Below are 16,905 nucleotides of genomic sequence, written 5' to 3' on the forward strand. Positions count from 1 at the left end.
CGGTTGGACAGACCCGGAAGCGGTTAAAAAGCTGCATACGCAGCGCAAAAGGGGTGGAAGCATGAAGCCGGCTTTTTCTTCGTATCAGGACGACCCGCAGGTGCAGCAGCGCCGTTGGCGTATCCTGATCATACTTAATCTGTTCACCTTCATGGCGACGCTCGACGGCAGCATCGTCAACGTGGCGCTGCCTTCGATCTCCAGCAGCCTCGGCCTGGAGCTGGGGCACGCGCAGTGGGTATCGAGCATCTATCTGATGGCGATCTGCTCGTTCATTCTGCTGTTCGGGCGCCTGGGCGACATTTTCGGCAAAATCCGCATATTCCGGATCGGCACGATCGTGTTCGTGGTCGGGTCCTTACTGTGCGGCCTGAGCGGTTCGCTCGCCACGCTGATCGCCGCGCGCGTCGTTCAGGCGATCGGCGCGTCGATGACGATGGCGAACAGCCAGGGCATCGTCACCGACATTTTCCCTTCGACCGAACGAGGCAAAGCGCTCGGCCTCGTCGGCACGTTCGTCTCGCTCGGCAGTATTGCCGGGCCCGGCGTCGGCGGCCTGATGGTCGGCTCGTTGGGATGGGAATCGATCTTCTGGATCAACGTGCCGCTCGGCCTGCTCGCGATCCTGCTCGGCGCCAAGCTGCTGCCCCGGGATCTGCAGACCGCCAAACGGTCGATCGACGGCGGAGGCAGCCTGCTGTTCGCCGGCTTTATCGTGTCGCTCGTCGCGGCGATCCTGCTCGGACAGGAGATCGGCTACGGCGATTGGCGCATCCTGGCGCTGTTCGCGTTCGCGGCGGTCTCGTTCGCGCTGTTTCTGCGCCGGGAGTCGCGTATCGACGAGCCGATGCTGAATCTGGGATTGTTCCGCAATCCGCTGTTCTCGCTCAGCATTCTGTGCGGCTTCCTCGTGTTCGTCAGCATGTTCTGCTATAACATCATCGCGCCGTTCTACCTGCAATCGATCCTCGGCCTGTCGCCGAGCAGCGCGGGCTGGACGATGATGCTCTATCCGCTCGTCATGGTCGTCGTCGCTCCGCTGAGCGGCGCGATGTCCGACCGCTTCGGCTCGGAATGGCTGACGTTTATCGGCCTGCTGCTCATGGTGGGCGCGCAGGCCGGACTCGCTTCGCTGCACGCCGGCAGCCCGCTGGTCGTCGTCGGCGGCTGTATCGCGCTGCTCGGCCTCGGCGGCGGACTGTTCCAGTCACCGAACAATTCGCTCGTCATGTCCACCGTGCCGCGCCCGCAGCTCGGCATCGCCGGCAGCGTCAATTCGCTGATCCGCAACCTCGGCATGGTGACCGGCATCGCCGTCGCCACGACGACGCTGTTCGGCGTCATGAGCGGGAAGGCGGGCTACCGCGTCACCGGCCTGATCCCGGACCGGCCGGATATTTTCCTGAGCGGCATGCACGTCGTGTTCACCGTCTCGGCCTGCATCTGCGTCGTCGGCGTCCTGCTGACCGGCTGGCGGCTGTTCGGACGCAAAAGCCGGCGCGGAGAAGGCGGACAGCCGGAGCCGCAGACTCGGCCTAAGCCGAAAGAAGCTTGATTTTTGCGTGTTCGCGGGGCGCGCTGTAGCGGCTGTGGCGATAAAAGGATGAAATTGTTGGAATTGTCGAGCGCCTGAAATAAAATGTTGCCGTATTGAACACATTTTCTCCGTAAAAGACTATTTTGGAGGAAAAAGTGATCACCGCGGCAACATTTTTTGCATATTAAGCTTTTTTTCTTATAAACCCGCTTAAAAAGTGATCGTATTGAACACATTTTTGCCGAAAAGCGAAAAAAAGCGGTGAAATGTGATCATTTTGCATACATTGCTAAACGGCTGTTCCGAAGCACGAAGTCGACGTTCCAAACGGCTTGTTCTAAAAGATTTTTTTCCAAAACTGCATGTAATCAAGCAGTAAGTATGGCGATCACAGCAGCTGTTCCGGAAAATGCCCGACCGTTTCGTAGCGGCACGCATATTTTCCTTCGGAAGCGGAATGCAGCAGCTGCCGATCGACCAGACTTCGCAGCAGTCCGTTCGCTTTGCGATGGCCGAACCGGTACGTGTCTTTGAGGTCTTTGGGCCGGATCGGACGTCCCAGACGCCAGGCAAAGCGGAGCACTTCTTTTTCCTCGGGCGTAAGGGTTGGCGAAGTTTTTCGACTATCGAACAGCAAAGGCCCCACACTCAACTGAAGCAGCATCCGGCAGACGTCGGGGCGGGTGCGGATCTCGTCGAAGGAGAAGTGCAGCATTTTCCAGTTCATGCCAGTGAGAAAAGAATCGCGGTTCAGCGCATAGCCGAATTTCTCGCGGTCCATGTCTTTGATATGGCTCTGGAAGCCGTCGCATTCGATGCCGATCCGTCCGCCGCTCTCCGGCAGGAAAGCGAAATCGAGAAACTGCGAGCGGCGGTTCCAGTCGTGGATCTCGTACTCCGGGTGCAGATGGTCGAAGCTGCCGATCAGCGGCCACCACACCTGTTCGAGAAACAGTTTCTCCGCGTACTGATGTCCCCGCTCCAGCCGGCCGCGCCGTTCGCCGGAGCGCGCATCCAGATGCCGCCGCATGAAAAGGGAGTGGGCCAGCTCGAATTCGCGTGAAGCTGCGACTGCGGCCGGACGGCGAACAGGCGGCGGAGTGGGCGTTGTGGTCTTATGTGTGTTTGGCTGGGACAAGGGAATACCTCCTTCGAAAAATAGCGCCGGGCGCAAAAAAACGTCCTCTCCGCCGCTTGGGCCGGGAGGACGTTCTTCGTCGCTCGATCGCTTCTTCGGGAAAAGTATAGCACGCGGAAGCCGCCCGCTGCACGTTCGCTCCCCGGTTTAACTTTTGTTAATGTTCCGTTTAGCCGACGGTTAACGCGCCATGCTATGATGAGACAGCATTCAGGCACACATGAAGCGAACACATAGACAGATCCAACCGGACGGGAGATTCAGATATGACGATCAAACGCAGGCTTTTCATCTCCAATATCCTCATGATTGCGATTCCGATCGTGCTGGCGATCATGCTGTCGGCGCTGCTTGCGCTGCTGCTGTGGAGAGAGTTCGATTTCCGGTTCGAAAGCAGCGAAGATTATTACGGGGTGCGGGATTCCGTCATGCAGGCGTCGCTCGATCTGCTGGGCAGTCCGGACCCCGAAGCGGAAAAATTGAGTTTTATGATCAGCCGGGTCGACCGCATGCTGACCAACAACGATATGGCGCTGCGGATCTATGAGACGTCCGGCCGGGCGGCTGATCTCACTTCCGATCTGACTTCCGTTCAAGTCTCCGATCCGTCGTCCGATCCGAAGCAGCTCGGCACCGGCCGGCTGGCGTATTCGCTGGGCGGCGAGCCGTTTGCCGATCCGCGCCTGGCCGAAGCGCTGGGCGCGCTCGGCGGCACCGGCCTCGTCGGCGAAGACGGCCGCGAGCTGTACGTGTCCGAGACGAGCGCCGGCAGCGAGAGCTACCGGATCGAGCTGTACAGCACACGCGACGATTCGGTGGAAGCCGAAGCCGGTCATCCCGGCGGAGGCTTGTGGGTGCCGGTCTCGATCCTGCTTGGCATGGTCGCGGTCGTCGCGTTGACCAGCCGGTTCCTGACCCGGTTCGTGTTCCAGAAAATCCGGCAGCCGCTGGAGATTCTGGCGGACGGCGTAAACGAGATCCGCGACGGCAACCTGAATTACCGGATCGACTACACGCGCAAAGACGAATTCCGGCCGGTATGCGAAGCGTTCAACGAGATGGCGGGCCGGCTCAAAGAGTCTGTCTGGGCCGTGCAGAAGCAGGAGATGAACCGCAAAGAACTGCTGGCCGGCATCTCGCACGACCTGCGCTCGCCGCTGACTTCGATCAAAGCGTACGCCGAAGGGCTGCTCGACGGAGTCGCGGCGACGGAAGAAGCGCGGCATCGCTACGCGGCCATGATCCGGACCAAAGCGGGCGATATCGACCATATGGTGTCCCGGCTGTTCCTTTTTTCCAAAATGGATCTGGGCGATTATCCGAATTATCCCGAGGATCTCGATCCGCGCGAAGAATTGGAGAGCTTTTTCCGTGCGGTGGACGACGAATATGCGCATCAGGGTCTTCGCGTGAAGCTCGGCGCCATGGAGCAGGGGCTGATGCTGCACGTCGATCCCGTTCAGTTCCGCCGCGTGCTGTCGAACGTCGTGGAGAACAGCCTGAAGTACAAAGAACGTCCCGAAGTGACCGTGTCCGTCGAGATGTACCGGGCCGGCACGACGCTTACGATCGCGGTATCGGACGACGGGCCGGGCGTGACGGACGAGGCGCTGCCGAAGCTGTTCGACGTCTTTTACCGCAGCGACGCTTCCCGCAGCAGTCCGAACCGGGGCAGCGGACTCGGTCTGGCCATCTCGGAAAAAGCGATCACGTTCATGCACGGCACGATCAAAGCGGAACATGCGGACGGCGGCGGGCTGCGAATCGTGATCGAACTGCCGCTCCGTCCAATCAAGGAGGCATAGACAAACATGAAGAACGGCAAAAAGATATTGATCGTCGAAGACGACAGCGCGATCGCGGAGATCGAGCGGGATTATCTGGAGATCGACGGATTCGGCGTGGAGCTCGTCGATAACGGTACGGACGGGATTGCGCGCGGAAGCAGCGGGGAGTTTGATTTGATCCTGCTCGACGTGATGCTGCCGGGTGCGGACGGGTTCGCGGTCTGCCGCAAACTGCGCGAGACGATGGATATTCCGATTCTGATGGTGACGGCGCGGCAGGAAGACATCGACAAGATCCGGGGGCTGGGACTTGGGGCGGACGATTATATTGTGAAGCCTTTTTCGCCGGGGGAGCTGGTCGCGCGCGTCAAATCGAACCTCGCCCAGTACGAACGTCTGCGCAGCCGCAGCGCCATGCCCGCGGACGGCGAGCTGAAGGTCGGTCAGATCGCGATCCGTCCGCAGTCGCGGCGCGTCTATGTGCGGGGCGAAGAGCTGACGCTCAAAAACAAAGAGTACGAGCTGCTGCTGTTCATGCTCGAACATGCCGACATGGTGCTCAGCAAAGAGACGCTGTACGAGAAAATCTGGGGCTACGACGCGATCGGCGACAGCGCCACGGTGGCCGTCCATATCAATCGCCTGCGGGAAAAGATCGAAGACAATCCGGGCGATCCGAAAGTGATCCAGACGGTGTGGGGAGCGGGATACCGGTTCAAGGCGTAATAGGCAAAAAGGGAGCGGCGGTGCCCGAGTCGGTGTAGGAATCGGTATCGGAGCCGGTGCCGGATTCAGGCGTCGGACGTTCTCCGTTCGGCAGGCGGTTCGTCGTCCGGCAACTCGGCAAGCGGCCGGCAAGCCGACCTGCCCTTCGCGTTCCCGTTAGCCGTCCGTTCATCTCGCAAGCCGTCCGTTTATCGGAAAAGAGTCCGCAGGCGCGTTCGTGCCCGGGCTCTTTTTTTGGCGGAAACTATTTAAGAACGGTTTAAGGTTTGTTTAGAAAGTTCGCGCAAGCCGTTTATTTCCCCGCGGTACGATAAGGGTGCGACAAGGAAGTCCTTCACCGGACCTCCACCCAGCCATTCAAATCGAAAACGGGGAGAGAATAACATGAAAAAAAGTATGCGCACCAAAACGATCGGCGTCATGGCGGCAGGCATGGTCTTAACGGCAAGTCTCGGAGCGGCGGCTTATGCGAACGGCAATGCGTACGACAATTTCCGGGACGCGGCGATCAAGACGGCGGAGAACGACAACTCGACCCTGACGTCGAATATCGAAATTCGCCAAAACGGAGCGGTGACGGCAAGCGGACGGTTGAACGTGCAGTCGGCGGGCGAAGAAAGCTATTCCTCGGGGCAGTTCAAGATCGGCGGCAAAACGCTTGACGTCGAGCAGTCTACCGAAGACGGCAAAGTGATTCTGCGCAAAGGCGGCGAATATTATTCGCTCGACGCGCAGCCGCAGGACCTGCAGGAGAAGCCGTTCGAATCTTCGCCGAGCGCGGAGCGCCTCATGGAAGCGGCGAGCGACCTGCTGCTGGGCGACATCAAGAAAAGCTTCACCGAAAGCGGCGATACGATCACGCTCGATCTGACGGACGCGCAAATTCCGGAACTCGCGAACCTCGCGATGAACGCGATGCTGGAAGCGGGCGCGCAGCGCGGAGAAGAAGCGTTGGCAGGCGAAGCGCAGTGGCACTCGGATTCGGAGTGGGCGGACTTCGATCAGGCGTCGCTGCTGCCGATCAAATCGGACGGACGGATCGAGCGCGTACGACTGGAAGCTACGCTTGCAAACGGAGCGATCGCGACGTTGAAAGCGACGATCGGCGTATCGGGCCTTGACGCGGACGGCCAGAAAACCGAAGCGGAAGCGTCGATCGACAGCGCGTTCAGCCAAATCGGCAGCACCGTTCCGCAGGATATCGACGTAACGGGCCAGACGGTAAAGCCGCTCGAACTGCCTGAAGGCGCGGAACACGGACGCTTCGGTCACGGGCCTTTCGGTCCGGACCGTTCCGAATAAGGAGGACTGAACATGACCGTCGTTCGTATCGAAAACCTGACGAAGAAGTATGCCAACCGTCGCGGCGTGGACAATCTGTCGTTCGAAGTGCGGGCCGGGGAAGTGCTCGGCCTGCTCGGTCCGAACGGCAGCGGCAAGACGACCGCGATGAAAGCGATGACCGGGCTGATCCGCCCCGATTCGGGACGAATCGAGCTGCTGGGCATGGACCCGGCCGAACGGCTGCCGGCCATTTTGGAACGGACGGGCTGCATGATCGAGACGCCCGGCCTGTATCCGTACCTGACGGCGGAGCGGAATCTCCGGCTGACCGGCCGCTTCTATCCCGGTTTCGATACGGGCACGGTCGAAGACCTGCTCGACCGGGTCGGCCTGCTGCCGTACCGCCGGGAGAAAGTCCGGCGGTTCTCCGTCGGCATGAAGCAGCGTCTGGCGCTGGCCTGTGCGCTGCTGCCGCGGCCCGACCTGCTCGTGCTCGACGAGCCGACGAACGGCATGGACATCGAAGGCACCGCGATGTTCCGCGAACTGCTGCTGCAAGAGCGCGCACGCGGCTGCGCCGTCGTGTTGTCCAGCCATCTGGCACACGAGATGGAGCAGCTCTGCACGCATGCGGCCGTGCTGCGCGAAGGCGTGCTGGTCGACCGCGCTTCGGTATCCGAAGCGCTGGACCGGTATGGCAGTCTTGAGCAGTATTACCTGAGCGTGACGCAGGAGAATGGGAGGAATGCGGGATGAGTACGCGAATCGAAAGCGTGGACGGAAGCCGGCCCGCTTCGGGCGGCCCGGTCGGGGCTGCCGAAGCGGGGAGAGCGGACGACCCGGTCGGAGCTAACGAAGCGGGCAGAGAGGACGGACGGATTGGCGCTGCCGGAGCGGGTAGAGCGGCCGAGCGGATTGGCGCTGTCGAAGCGGGTAGAGCGGACGAGCGGATTGGCGCTGCCGAAGCGGGGAGAGCGGACGACCCGGTCGGAGCTAACGAAGCGGGCAGAGCGGACGGACGGATCGGCGCTGCCGGAGGAAGCGAAGTTTCCGTCGCGCCAAGCGCGAACCGCGCCGGGCATGTGGGCAGCGCGGGGCCGACGTTCGGCGCGATGATCGCCCGCTCCGCCGAAGTCGAACTGGGCAAGATTGCGGCCCAGTTCAAGTATCGGGCGCTGCCTCTGCTGATGGCGCTTGCGCCGCTGGCTCTGCTGCTGCTCAACCGCACCGAAGGAAGCTTCATTCGCTTTTCGCCCGAGAATCTGCCGTTCACGCTGCTGTCGCTGGCGGCTTACGTGCTGCTTCCGCTAGTCGCGTGCATGCTCGCGGCGGATCTGTTCGCCGGGGAACGGGAGCGCGGCGAACTGAAAATCCCGCTTACCCGCCCGGTCAGCCGCAGCGCTCTTGCGCTCGGCAAAATCGGCGCCATGCTCGCCTACCAGGCCGGATTGCTGCTGCTCCTGCTGGTGCTGTCGCTGGCGGCGGCGCTGCTGTCCGGCGCCGGATTAAGCGATCTGAACGTGCCGGGCATCGTCGGCGCCTACGTGCTGACGCTGCTGCCCGCAGCCGTCTTGACGGCGTTGGCGGCGTTCGCTTCGACGCTTGCCCGCAGCGCGACTCTCGGTTTCATGCTGGGCGTCGCCCTGATCGCCGTCATGAACGGCGCCGGCCTGCTATTTCCTTCGGCAGCCCCGCTGCTTGCGGCCGATTACGTGACGCTGTACAAAACGGTCATCGGCTCCGGCATCGCCTATGCGCAGCTCGGTCTGGGCGCCGGCATCCTGCTCGGCTGGGGTGCGATATTCACAGCCGCTCAGCTGCTGGTGTTTGACGGACAGGAAGTGTGAGCGAGCGGCTGGGCGAGCGCGAAGGCGGCGCTGCCCGGCGGTGGCAAGCCTAACAAAAAACGTTCCGACCGGCGTCAGCGGTCGGAACGTTTTTTGGGGGTTTTGCCGCGGCTGCTTGGCGTGGAGGGAGCCGGCGGCTGCGGCAGAACCTTGCTCTGGGCAGTGCTGCAGCTTCGGAAGCGCTGCGACCTTCGATCGTGCCTCGCCCACGGCAGAATCCGAATCTCTGGCAATACCTTATCTTGTGGCAGCGACTGACCGGTGGCGGCGCCACTCCATTCGGCAATGCCTCTCCCCGGCAGCCCCGCGATCTTAGGCAGCCCCGCCCCTCCAATATGATCGAATGTGATCAAAATGCGCACTTTTTGCCCGTAAATCGAGGGCAAACCAGAAAATGTGATCATTCCGATCACATTTTCCCGCATCCAACGGCTAAATCTCGAATTTTGCCCGAAAATGTGATCAAAAAGGCAACATTTATTGGCGAAACTGCGATATAGGCGGAAAATGTGATCAAAAAGCTCACTTTTCAGCTTGCGTTTCTTTTCGCAGCCATGCAGCTTCGCCCCCTTGCAACTCTGCAACTCTGCAACTCTGCAACTCTGCAACTCTGCAGCTCCCAGTCCGCAGCTCCGCAATCCTCGAACCCTGCTCAGTCTCGAACCCTGCTCAGTCTCGAACCCCGCTCAGTCTCGAACCCTGCTCAGTCTCGAACCCTGCTCAGCGTCGAACCCTGCTCAGCGTCGAACCCTGCTCAGCGTCGATTCCCACTAAGCGTCGAACCCCTCGCAGCGCCCACTCCCGCTCAGCACTTTCCCCCGCCTGCGATCCAGCCACCCAGCCAGCCCCCCCAAAAACTAGTTAAACCGCCGGATATGCGGCGAGCACAGCGCGGTCAGCAAAATGACGATGCCGGCGCTTGCGAAGATCGCGATCGTCGGCAGGCCGCCGATCGTATCGGCCAGATGACCGACGATCAGGTAGCCGACCGGCAGCAGCGCGAACGAGCCGAGCATGTCGAGGCTGGCGACGCGGCCGAAGCTTTCGGCGGGGACGAGTTCCTGCAGGCTGATCTCCCAGATGATCATGAACATCATCATGCCGAAGCCTTCGAGGACCATCGCCATGACGAGTCCCGGTACCCACGTAATGACGGACAGCAGCAGCAGGGCGACGCCGCCGAGCAGCGCGCCGCCGTAGGCGACCAGACCGCGGCGTTTCCAGTCGCGCTTGGAGCCGAACAGCACGGCGGCCAGGATCGCGCCTACGGCCGTGCCGGCCATGGCGATTCCGTACACGGAAGGCGGCAGTCCATGGTGGACTTTGAACAGCCACGGCACGAGCACGGCCACGATGCCGGTATAGCAAATATTGAGCAGCGAAAAAGCGAGAATCGTAATCCACAGCCACGGCAGCTTGCGCAGCACATGGACGCCTTCCATGAACTCCGCGCCGAAGCCGGAGAGTACGGACGACGTTCGCGGCGCAGACGCAGCCGCGTCGACCGGCGCAACGCTGCCGACCGACGCTACCGTTTCGGTCGGCATGCCGCCGCCGGAACGCCCTTTTTGCCGGGCCAGCACCCGGCCGAGCATCAGGAAGCACAGCAGCGAGATGAAATACGTGATCGAATCGAGCGCAAATCCGGCGCCCGGAGACGCGGCGGTGACGAGCATGCCGCCGAGCGCGGGGCCGAGCAGCCGCACGCCCTGGATGCTGATCTGGCTCAGCGCGTTGGCGGCGTTGCGGATGTCCGGCGTGAACACTTCGGCGCGCAGGGCGGAGTAGGCGGGGTTGAACACGCCTTCCATCATGCCGTAGAAGACGAGCCCGATATACAGCCGTTCCAGCGTCAGGCTGCCGTTGAAGATCGAGATCGCCGCCAGCAGCATGATGCACAGCCGCGCCGCGTTGCTCAGCATGACGAGCCGCAGCCGGTCCGTCTTGTCCACGATCCATCCGGCAAAAGGCAGCGCAATAATGTTCGGCAGCATGTAGCAGGTCATGGCAAGGCCCAGCGCCGTCGACGAATCGGTCAGCGAATAGACGACGAGCGGCAGGATCAGCACAGAGACGGAGCTGCCCAGCATGGCGATCCATTGACCGAGCCACAGGTAGGTAAAAGCTTTCGATTTGCGAATCGGCGACAGGAAAATCGACAGCCGCGAAGCGTGCGACTCTGCGCCGTCCGCGGCTTTTTTGCCGGAATCGGTCAGCATGCTCAGTCGTCCCCTTTCTCGTCGATTCGCCCGATCCGGATACTGATGCCGTATTCCCGGCCGCCTTCGGTATGAAGTTCCCACTTTTCCAGCAGCGTCTTGAGTTCTTCCGAGAAGCGTGCCGCTTCTTCGTCCGACAGGTCGAGCCGCGTCGCATGGTATTCGGAAAAAGGAGCGCCGCCTGTCCAGCCTTCGTCGTCTTTTTGCCAAAGTTCGCCTTCGGCCGCTCCGGGAAAATGGAACTGCGAAGCCGGCGCGGCATAATATTTCTCTACGATGCCTGCGACGCTGCGCGTCTCGGCCAATTCAAGCAGCCCGCCTTCGTACAGCCGCTGGATATGGTAATGGATATTGCCCGGCGTCTGGCGCAGCCGGTCGGCGACCTGCTTCGACGTCATCGCTTCCCGCGACAGCGCGTGCATGATTTTGATTCGCAGGGCGCTTTGCAGCAGTTTGTTCTGTTTGGCGTCGATGATGAGCGAGCCGTTCGGCGTCATCGGTCTGTCCGTCAACGAAATCTCCTCCTTGTCGGAACCGGATCGATGTTGCATCCTGATAATCTGGAGTCAGATCATTCTGGAAACAGATCAATCTGGATTCCAGATCATGACGCTAATATAGCATCGCCTGCGGCCGGTGTAAACAAGAAATGAAGGGGGTAAAAGAAAAAGCCCGTCACGGATCAAAGATCCGTTAACGGGCCGAACTTCCCTGCCCAAATAGGGGAGGGGATTACGAGAAGGTATCAAGCAAAATAGCGGTCAGCAGCCCCATCGAAGCGATGAAGCCTACGGCCGGGCCGCCTTCTTCGAAAGCTTCCGGCATCATGGTCGAACACAGCATGGCGATGATGCCGCCGCCGGCGAAAGCGCCGATCGCGGCTTTCATTTCGCCGGAGAGCTGCTCCAGGAACAGGTAGCCGCCCATCGCGGCCAGCGCCGACACGAGCAGGACCGCGCCCCACATGACGAATATCTTTTTGCGCGAGTAGCCGTTTTTTTGCAGGCCGACGGTGCTCGACAATCCTTCCGGGATATTGCTGACGAAAATCGAGACGACGAGCACGACGCTGATGCCGTTGCCCGCGATCAGACTCGCGCCGAGCATGATCGACTCCGGAATGGCGTCCATCACCGTGCCGGCGAAAATACCGAGGCCGCTCTGGTCGGCTTCGCCGCCGGCGCCTTTGGAACCCGATTCGTCCGTGCCCGAACGTTTGCGGTTCGAGCCGCCGCGCCGGGATACGATCAGGTCGAACACCGTATACACGAGCGCGCCCGCCGTAAATCCGATCCCCGTCGCCAGCACGCCGCCGTCTTCCAGCGCGTCGCCGAGCAGCTCGAACGCGGCCGCGCCGATCAGCGTGCCGACGCCGAACGCCATGATCCAGCCGATATACCGCTTTTTAATCCGTAAAAACAAAGCCGCCAATGCGCCCAGCACGACGGCCGACGCGGAAATGCCGCCCCACAACAATGCGCTCCACATGCCCAGTTCTCCTCTCGCTTTGCGCTTTTCGGTATGTTTAAAGTGTCTTATGTAAGCACTCCTGCTCGTTCATTAACCTGCGGCGGGGCGAAGCAAACGTTTCGGGCTGTTTCGCAATGGAGAAAAGGCGATGGTATAATTTGGCGTATAGGCAGGCGAAAGGGCCGTGTCAGGCCACATTTTGGGAGGCGATGCAATGGGAACACCGCAAACGGTTTTGACGACAGGAGCCAACGCTCCGATCGGGCAGACGGACGAACTTCGCGTACGGGTCGAATGGGACGCCGCGCCGGCGGATCTCGACGTCAGCTGCTTCATGGTCGGAGAGAACGGTAAAGTGCCTTCGGACGATTATTTTATTTTTTACAATCAAGACCGCAGTCCGGGCGGGCAGGTACGGTACGAGCGAACAGGGCCCAGCGGCGTCGTCTTCGTTATCCGCACGAACGAGCTGGACGCCGGCCTGATCGCCAAATGCGTCTTTTCCGCGACGCTTGACGGAGCCGGGACGTTTGCCGACGTGACCGGCTGCCGGATCGTGGCGGAAACGGGCAGCGGCGAGATTCTGTACGAGATCCGGGAAGCGACGCAGGAGCGTTCGCTCGTCTTCATGGAACTGTACCGGCACGCGTCGGGATTGAAGCTGCGCGCGGTCGGACGGGGCTTCAACGGCGGACTCAAGCCGCTGGCGGAAGCGCATGGCGTCGAGATCGAAGACGAAGAGGCGCCCGCGGCGCAGAGCACGCCGAAGCCGCCCGAGAGCACGCCGGCCGCTTCGCTGCCCTCTAAGTCGGCCGCCGCTGCCGGGCTTCCCGCGCAGCCGGCGAAGCCGGAGCCGTCGCGGCCGCTCGGCAAGATCGACCTGCTCAAGCGCAAAGTCGGCATCTCGCTGGAGAAGAAAAATATCGCGCACGAAAAAGCCCGCGTCGCCGTCGTATTCGACGCTTCGGGCTCGATGACGCAGCTGTACAAGCAAGGCACCGTCCAGCGCGCGTTCGAACGGATTCTCGCCGTGTCTGCCCAAATGGACGACGACGGCATTATGGACGTCTGGTTTTTTGCCAGCAAGATGATGCGCGCGCCGAGCGTGACGGAGTACCAATACGAGAATTACGTGCAGAAGACGTACCCGGGACCGAGCATGAAGAGCAAACTCGGTTTTGGCAACAACGAGCCTGTCGTCATGGAAGACGTCGTCCGCAAGTACACGGAAGAAGACCCGGACGACCGGACGCCGACCTATATTATCTTTTTCAGCGACGGCGGCATCTACGAGACGAAGAAAATCTCCAAACTGCTGATCAAACACGCGGACAAGCCGATCTTCTGGCAGTTCGTCGGTCTCGGCAGAGCGAACTTCGGTGTGCTGGAGCAGTTGGACGACCTGCGCGGGCGTATCGTCGACAACGCCGATTTTTTCGCGCTCGACGATCTGGACTCGGTCAGCGACGAAGAGTTGTACGACCGGCTGCTGAACGAATTTCCGGGCTGGCTGAAGGAAGTCCGCTCGCGCGGCATTTTGAAAAGCTGAACGCCCAAGCAATCAGGGAATCAGTGAATTAGCGAATCGAAAAACGAAGGAGGACAACAACATGAGTTCGCATCCGGAATCTTCCGTCGAAACGTCTCCGTCTGCGATGACGCTGGGACAATGTCTGAACCTGCTGCACAAAGACCTGGTGCTCGTCGATATGGCCAGCCCGGGCAAGCCGACCCATCCGGTATCGAAGTGGAAAAAGCTGCTTGCGCTGGACGCGCCCGGCTACGAACTGCGCACGATGAGCTTCAACCACGGGCGCACGCAAAAAAAGTCGATCGTGCAGATCGACGGGCCGCGCGCGTGGCACGAGTGGTAAGCGGGTAATGAATGGCGTAAGCGAATTTGTTTGCTGCGCACAGCTGTCCCGAACCGCCGTTTCGATCTGCCATTTCGATCCGTTCGATCCTAGATAGGGGAGGCGACTTACTATGATGAGACAAGATATCGGAGAACATCAGGATTTCTATATCGTCCGCGTGTCCGATGCGCCGGAGCCCCAGACCCCGCCCGGCACGCAGCCGGGTTCCGATCCGGAGATTCAGCCGGCCGGTCCGCTGGACGTCCAGCCCGGGCAGCCGCCGGAAGTGACGCCGGGCGAAGTACCCGGCGTGCAGCCGGGAAGCGACCCGGAGATTACGCCGAGCGGTCCGCCGGACGTCCAGCCCGGACAGCCGCCGGAATTCGACCCGGACGACATGCCGGGCGTGCGGCCGCACCAGCCGGAGATCACGCCGCAGGAACCGCCGGGCATCCAGCCGGGACAGGCACCGGAGATCCAGCCGGTCGATCCGCCCGACGTGCAGCCGGTGCAGCCGCCGGAGATTCAGCCGATCGACCCGCCGGACATGCAGCCGAACCCGCCCAGAGAATTCTAGGCGGCCGGCTGCTCGATCCATGGATCCGCGGCGGCGCCAACCGAATAACCTGACAAAAAGCTTCTCTGCCCCGATGGGCGGAGAAGCTTTTTTGGGCCTGTGGCGCGCGGCGGCCGACGCCTGCGCCGTCCAAGCCTGCCGTCAAGGCCGCACCCGCCCGTCTCACCCGCGGTCTGTGCCGCTCCGCACGCCGATTCGATTCCCCGGCGGGAACCGGAGCGGCGCTCTCGCTAAGCCGGCGAATCGCTTTTTACGTAAAACACCTGTCCGCTCTGCGTATCGAGCGCGTTGAGCTGGCCGCCGAACACGGCACCGCCGTCGATGCCGATAATGCGGTTGGCGCCGTAATACAGGTTGTTGTTGTCTTCGTCGCCGTGCAGGCCCTGCGTCGGGGTATGGCCGAACACGACCGTCTTGCTTCCGTCGTAGCCGCGGTGAAACGGCTCGCGTATCCAGATCAGATCGGACGGATCGGCTTCGGCCGCGGTCAGGCCCGGCGGGATGCCGGCATGCACGAATACGAAATCGTCCGTCTCATAAAAAAGGCCCAGACCGCGCACGAAATCGAGATGTCGCTCCAGCGTCTCCGATCTCAGCTCGGGCCGCCGGTAGTTCGCGCCCAGCTCGACCCGCAGCTCTTTGTCGGAGAAGCCGTAGCTCTCGAGCGTGGCGCAGCCGCCGTTGCGCACGATCCAGCGTTTCCAGTCTTCTTCGTCTCCGCCGTCGAGCGCGCGCAGCATCAGGTCTTCGTGGTTGCCTTTGAGCGCGATCGCCCCTTCGGCGCACAGGTCGATGACACGGTCAAGCGTCTGCATGGACAGCGGGCCGCGGTCGATATAATCGCCGAGCAGCACCAGCTGGTCGGCAGCCGGATCGTAGCTTATTTGCTGCAGCAGGCGGTTCAGCAGATGCAGTTCGCCGTGGATATCGCTGATGGCCAACGTTCTTTTTGACATGGGAGGAGCCTCTCTTTCGGGGGAGGAGTCGGGATTCTAAACTCTCCCCATTCTAGACGTCGTTCAAGCTTCAAGCAAGAACGCGGACAATAAGGCGGGCCGGGCGGCGAACCAAACTCAAATTTTGATTGCAATTTAAGTTAACTTGAGTTAACTTATTTACGAGAGTTAATTTAAAATGCGGTAAGGAGGAGTCATTTGCCGGAACCGAACTATTCGCTGCGCGAGATCAAGAAAGCAAGAACGCGCATCAAGCTGTACGAAGCCGGGCTGGACTTGATGCGAACACGCAAGTTCAGCGAGATCATGGTAGACGATATCTGCCGCGAGGCGGAAACGTCGAAAGTGACTTTTTTTAAATGTTTTCCGCAAAAGGAAGCGCTGCTCGTCTATTTCATGCGAGCGTGGCTGACCGAACGGATGCTGGAGATCGACGACGGCGGCCGGCGCGGCTTCGCTTCGATCCGCCATCTGCTGGCCGGCGTGGCGGACGGATACGAAGCAAGGCCCGGCGTCATGCCGGGATTGATCGCTTTTTTGGCCGAAAAAGATATGCACCCGTGTATGCCCGATCTGAGCGCGGCGGAGATTCACCTGCTATTTCCCGGCCGGGAAGAAGAGGCGGCGGCGACGCCCGACCTGTCCGATCTGTTCGAACGCTGCATGCTCGAAGCGCGAAGCGACGGAACGCTTGACCCCGATCTGCCGATCGACGAAGCGGTCAAGCTGCTGTGGACGATTTTTTACGGAGCGTTTCTGACGGCGCGCTTGTACGCCTCGGACGATATCCGCGGATTTTACGACCTGCATCTGAGAGTAATGGAACGAGGCTGAGGAGGCGAACAAAATGGCGAAAGTCATTCCGGGCAGACAGACGGCACAGATCGAAGGACCGTTTGTCGTATTCATTATCGGAACGCGCGTGAACAAATGGTATGCGGTGCACAAATGGCTGCCCGTGCTGCGTGCGATGGGACCGATGATTCAGGAATTGTACAGCAACAAAGAACTGGGCTTTCTCGATGCTTCGGTGTTCCTGACGGGACGCGGCGTCTCCCTCGTCCAATATTGGCGCTCGTATGATCAGTTGGAACAGTATGCCCGCGGCGGCGAACATCATCTCAAAGCGTGGAAAACGTTCAACCGCAAACTGCGCGCGAGCAACGCCGTCGGCATCTACCACGAGACGTACCTGGTCGAGAACGGCGCGCACGAATCGATCTACGTGAACATGCCGCCGACCGGCCTCGGCCGCGCCAGCGAACTGCATCCGGTCGGCGCGGGCGGAGAAACGTCGCGGCAGCGGGCCGGTCTCGGCGGCGCCGGACAGGGCGAGCCTTCTGCGGACCTGCCGCCAAGCTGAGCTCAATCTTGACCTGGCAACCTCGACCGGAACGCATCCGCCGTCGATCGGAATTCAAAAAAAAGGAGCGGGGGTGATCCCGCTCCTTTTTGCGTTCCGCGTATGATTTCGGTCGACCTGCCGTATCCGGTGCATCTGTTCGTTT

General features: G+C 61.0%; 17 protein-coding genes. 11 read left to right on the forward strand and 6 right to left on the reverse strand.

Annotated elements, in window-relative coordinates:
* Positions 1 to 61 precede the first annotated feature (61 nt).
* Positions 62 to 1,555 (forward strand): MFS transporter, encoded by a 1,494-nt coding sequence (locus FTE24_RS10590; protein WP_150233356.1) that lies wholly within the window; start codon positions 62 to 64, stop codon positions 1,553 to 1,555.
* 370 nt (positions 1,556 to 1,925) lie between these two features.
* Here the strand turns inward: FTE24_RS10590 and FTE24_RS10595 are convergent, their stop codons facing one another.
* On the reverse strand, positions 1,926 to 2,675 hold the full coding sequence (locus tag FTE24_RS10595; protein ID WP_415663186.1) for a hypothetical protein: 750 nt from the start codon (positions 2,673 to 2,675) through the stop codon (positions 1,926 to 1,928).
* A gap of 266 nt (positions 2,676 to 2,941) precedes the next feature.
* Here FTE24_RS10595 and FTE24_RS10600 point away from each other — a divergent pair, with 266 nt between their 5' ends.
* The 5 genes from FTE24_RS10600 (at position 2,942) to FTE24_RS10620 (ending at position 8,319) form a co-directional block, all read left to right on the forward strand.
* Positions 2,942 to 4,480 (forward strand): sensor histidine kinase, encoded by a 1,539-nt coding sequence (locus FTE24_RS10600; protein ID WP_150233358.1) that lies wholly within the window; start codon positions 2,942 to 2,944, stop codon positions 4,478 to 4,480.
* 6 nt (positions 4,481 to 4,486) lie between these two features.
* Positions 4,487 to 5,188: a response regulator transcription factor gene (locus tag FTE24_RS10605; RefSeq protein WP_150233360.1), complete on the forward strand. Its 702-nt coding sequence runs from the start codon at positions 4,487 to 4,489 to the stop codon at positions 5,186 to 5,188.
* 384 nt (positions 5,189 to 5,572) lie between these two features.
* Entirely contained in the window at positions 5,573 to 6,490 is a 918-nt protein-coding gene (locus FTE24_RS10610) for a hypothetical protein (RefSeq protein ID WP_150233362.1), read from the forward strand.
* A gap of 12 nt (positions 6,491 to 6,502) precedes the next feature.
* Positions 6,503 to 7,228, forward strand: coding sequence for an ABC transporter ATP-binding protein (locus FTE24_RS10615; protein ID WP_141446555.1), 726 nt, complete (start codon positions 6,503 to 6,505; stop codon positions 7,226 to 7,228).
* Positions 7,225 to 8,319 (forward strand): ABC transporter permease, encoded by a 1,095-nt coding sequence (locus FTE24_RS10620; RefSeq protein WP_160441724.1) that lies wholly within the window; start codon positions 7,225 to 7,227, stop codon positions 8,317 to 8,319. The genes FTE24_RS10615 and FTE24_RS10620 overlap by 4 nt, the downstream gene beginning before the upstream one ends.
* 74 nt (positions 8,320 to 8,393) lie before the next feature.
* On the opposite strand, the gene FTE24_RS10625 is transcribed toward FTE24_RS10620, so the two are convergent.
* The 4 genes from FTE24_RS10625 to FTE24_RS10640 form a co-directional block, all read right to left on the reverse strand.
* Entirely contained in the window at positions 8,394 to 8,927 is a 534-nt protein-coding gene (locus FTE24_RS10625) for a hypothetical protein (RefSeq protein ID WP_150233366.1), read from the reverse strand.
* A gap of 249 nt (positions 8,928 to 9,176) precedes the next feature.
* On the reverse strand, positions 9,177 to 10,409 hold the full coding sequence (locus tag FTE24_RS10630; protein WP_415663191.1) for an MFS transporter: 1,233 nt from the start codon (positions 10,407 to 10,409) through the stop codon (positions 9,177 to 9,179).
* 131 nt (positions 10,410 to 10,540) lie between these two features.
* On the reverse strand, positions 10,541 to 11,050 hold the full coding sequence (locus FTE24_RS10635; RefSeq protein ID WP_237401720.1) for an ArsR/SmtB family transcription factor: 510 nt from the start codon (positions 11,048 to 11,050) through the stop codon (positions 10,541 to 10,543).
* Positions 11,051 to 11,270: 220 nt separating this feature from the next.
* Positions 11,271 to 12,026 (reverse strand): ZIP family metal transporter, encoded by a 756-nt coding sequence (locus FTE24_RS10640; RefSeq protein WP_150233370.1) that lies wholly within the window; start codon positions 12,024 to 12,026, stop codon positions 11,271 to 11,273.
* Positions 12,027 to 12,222: 196 nt separating this feature from the next.
* Here FTE24_RS10640 and FTE24_RS10645 point away from each other — a divergent pair, with 196 nt between their 5' ends.
* The 3 genes from FTE24_RS10645 to FTE24_RS10655 all read left to right on the forward strand — a co-directional run bounded on the left by FTE24_RS10645 (position 12,223) and on the right by FTE24_RS10655 (position 14,441).
* Positions 12,223 to 13,557, forward strand: coding sequence for a VWA domain-containing protein (locus FTE24_RS10645; RefSeq protein WP_150233372.1), 1,335 nt, complete (start codon positions 12,223 to 12,225; stop codon positions 13,555 to 13,557).
* Between the two features lie 61 nt (positions 13,558 to 13,618).
* Entirely contained in the window at positions 13,619 to 13,882 is a 264-nt protein-coding gene (locus tag FTE24_RS10650; RefSeq protein WP_141446550.1) for a hypothetical protein, read from the forward strand.
* 112 nt (positions 13,883 to 13,994) lie between these two features.
* Entirely contained in the window at positions 13,995 to 14,441 is a 447-nt protein-coding gene (locus FTE24_RS10655) for a hypothetical protein (RefSeq protein ID WP_150233374.1), read from the forward strand.
* Positions 14,442 to 14,671: 230 nt separating this feature from the next.
* On the opposite strand, the gene FTE24_RS10660 is transcribed toward FTE24_RS10655, so the two are convergent.
* Positions 14,672 to 15,397: a metallophosphoesterase family protein gene (locus tag FTE24_RS10660; protein ID WP_150233376.1), complete on the reverse strand. Its 726-nt coding sequence runs from the start codon at positions 15,395 to 15,397 to the stop codon at positions 14,672 to 14,674.
* A 198-nt stretch (positions 15,398 to 15,595) separates the two neighbouring features.
* Here FTE24_RS10660 and FTE24_RS10665 point away from each other — a divergent pair, with 198 nt between their 5' ends.
* Positions 15,596 to 16,231, forward strand: a complete 636-nt coding sequence (locus FTE24_RS10665; protein ID WP_150233378.1) for a TetR/AcrR family transcriptional regulator — start codon at positions 15,596 to 15,598, stop codon at positions 16,229 to 16,231.
* A gap of 13 nt (positions 16,232 to 16,244) precedes the next feature.
* Positions 16,245 to 16,760: a DUF4188 domain-containing protein gene (locus tag FTE24_RS10670; RefSeq protein WP_150233380.1), complete on the forward strand. Its 516-nt coding sequence runs from the start codon at positions 16,245 to 16,247 to the stop codon at positions 16,758 to 16,760.
* Positions 16,761 to 16,905: the final 145 nt, after the last annotated feature.

The organism is Saccharibacillus sp. WB 17 (assembly GCF_008634075.2).
Taxonomy (GTDB): Bacteria; Bacillota; Bacilli; order Paenibacillales; family Paenibacillaceae; genus Saccharibacillus; species Saccharibacillus brassicae.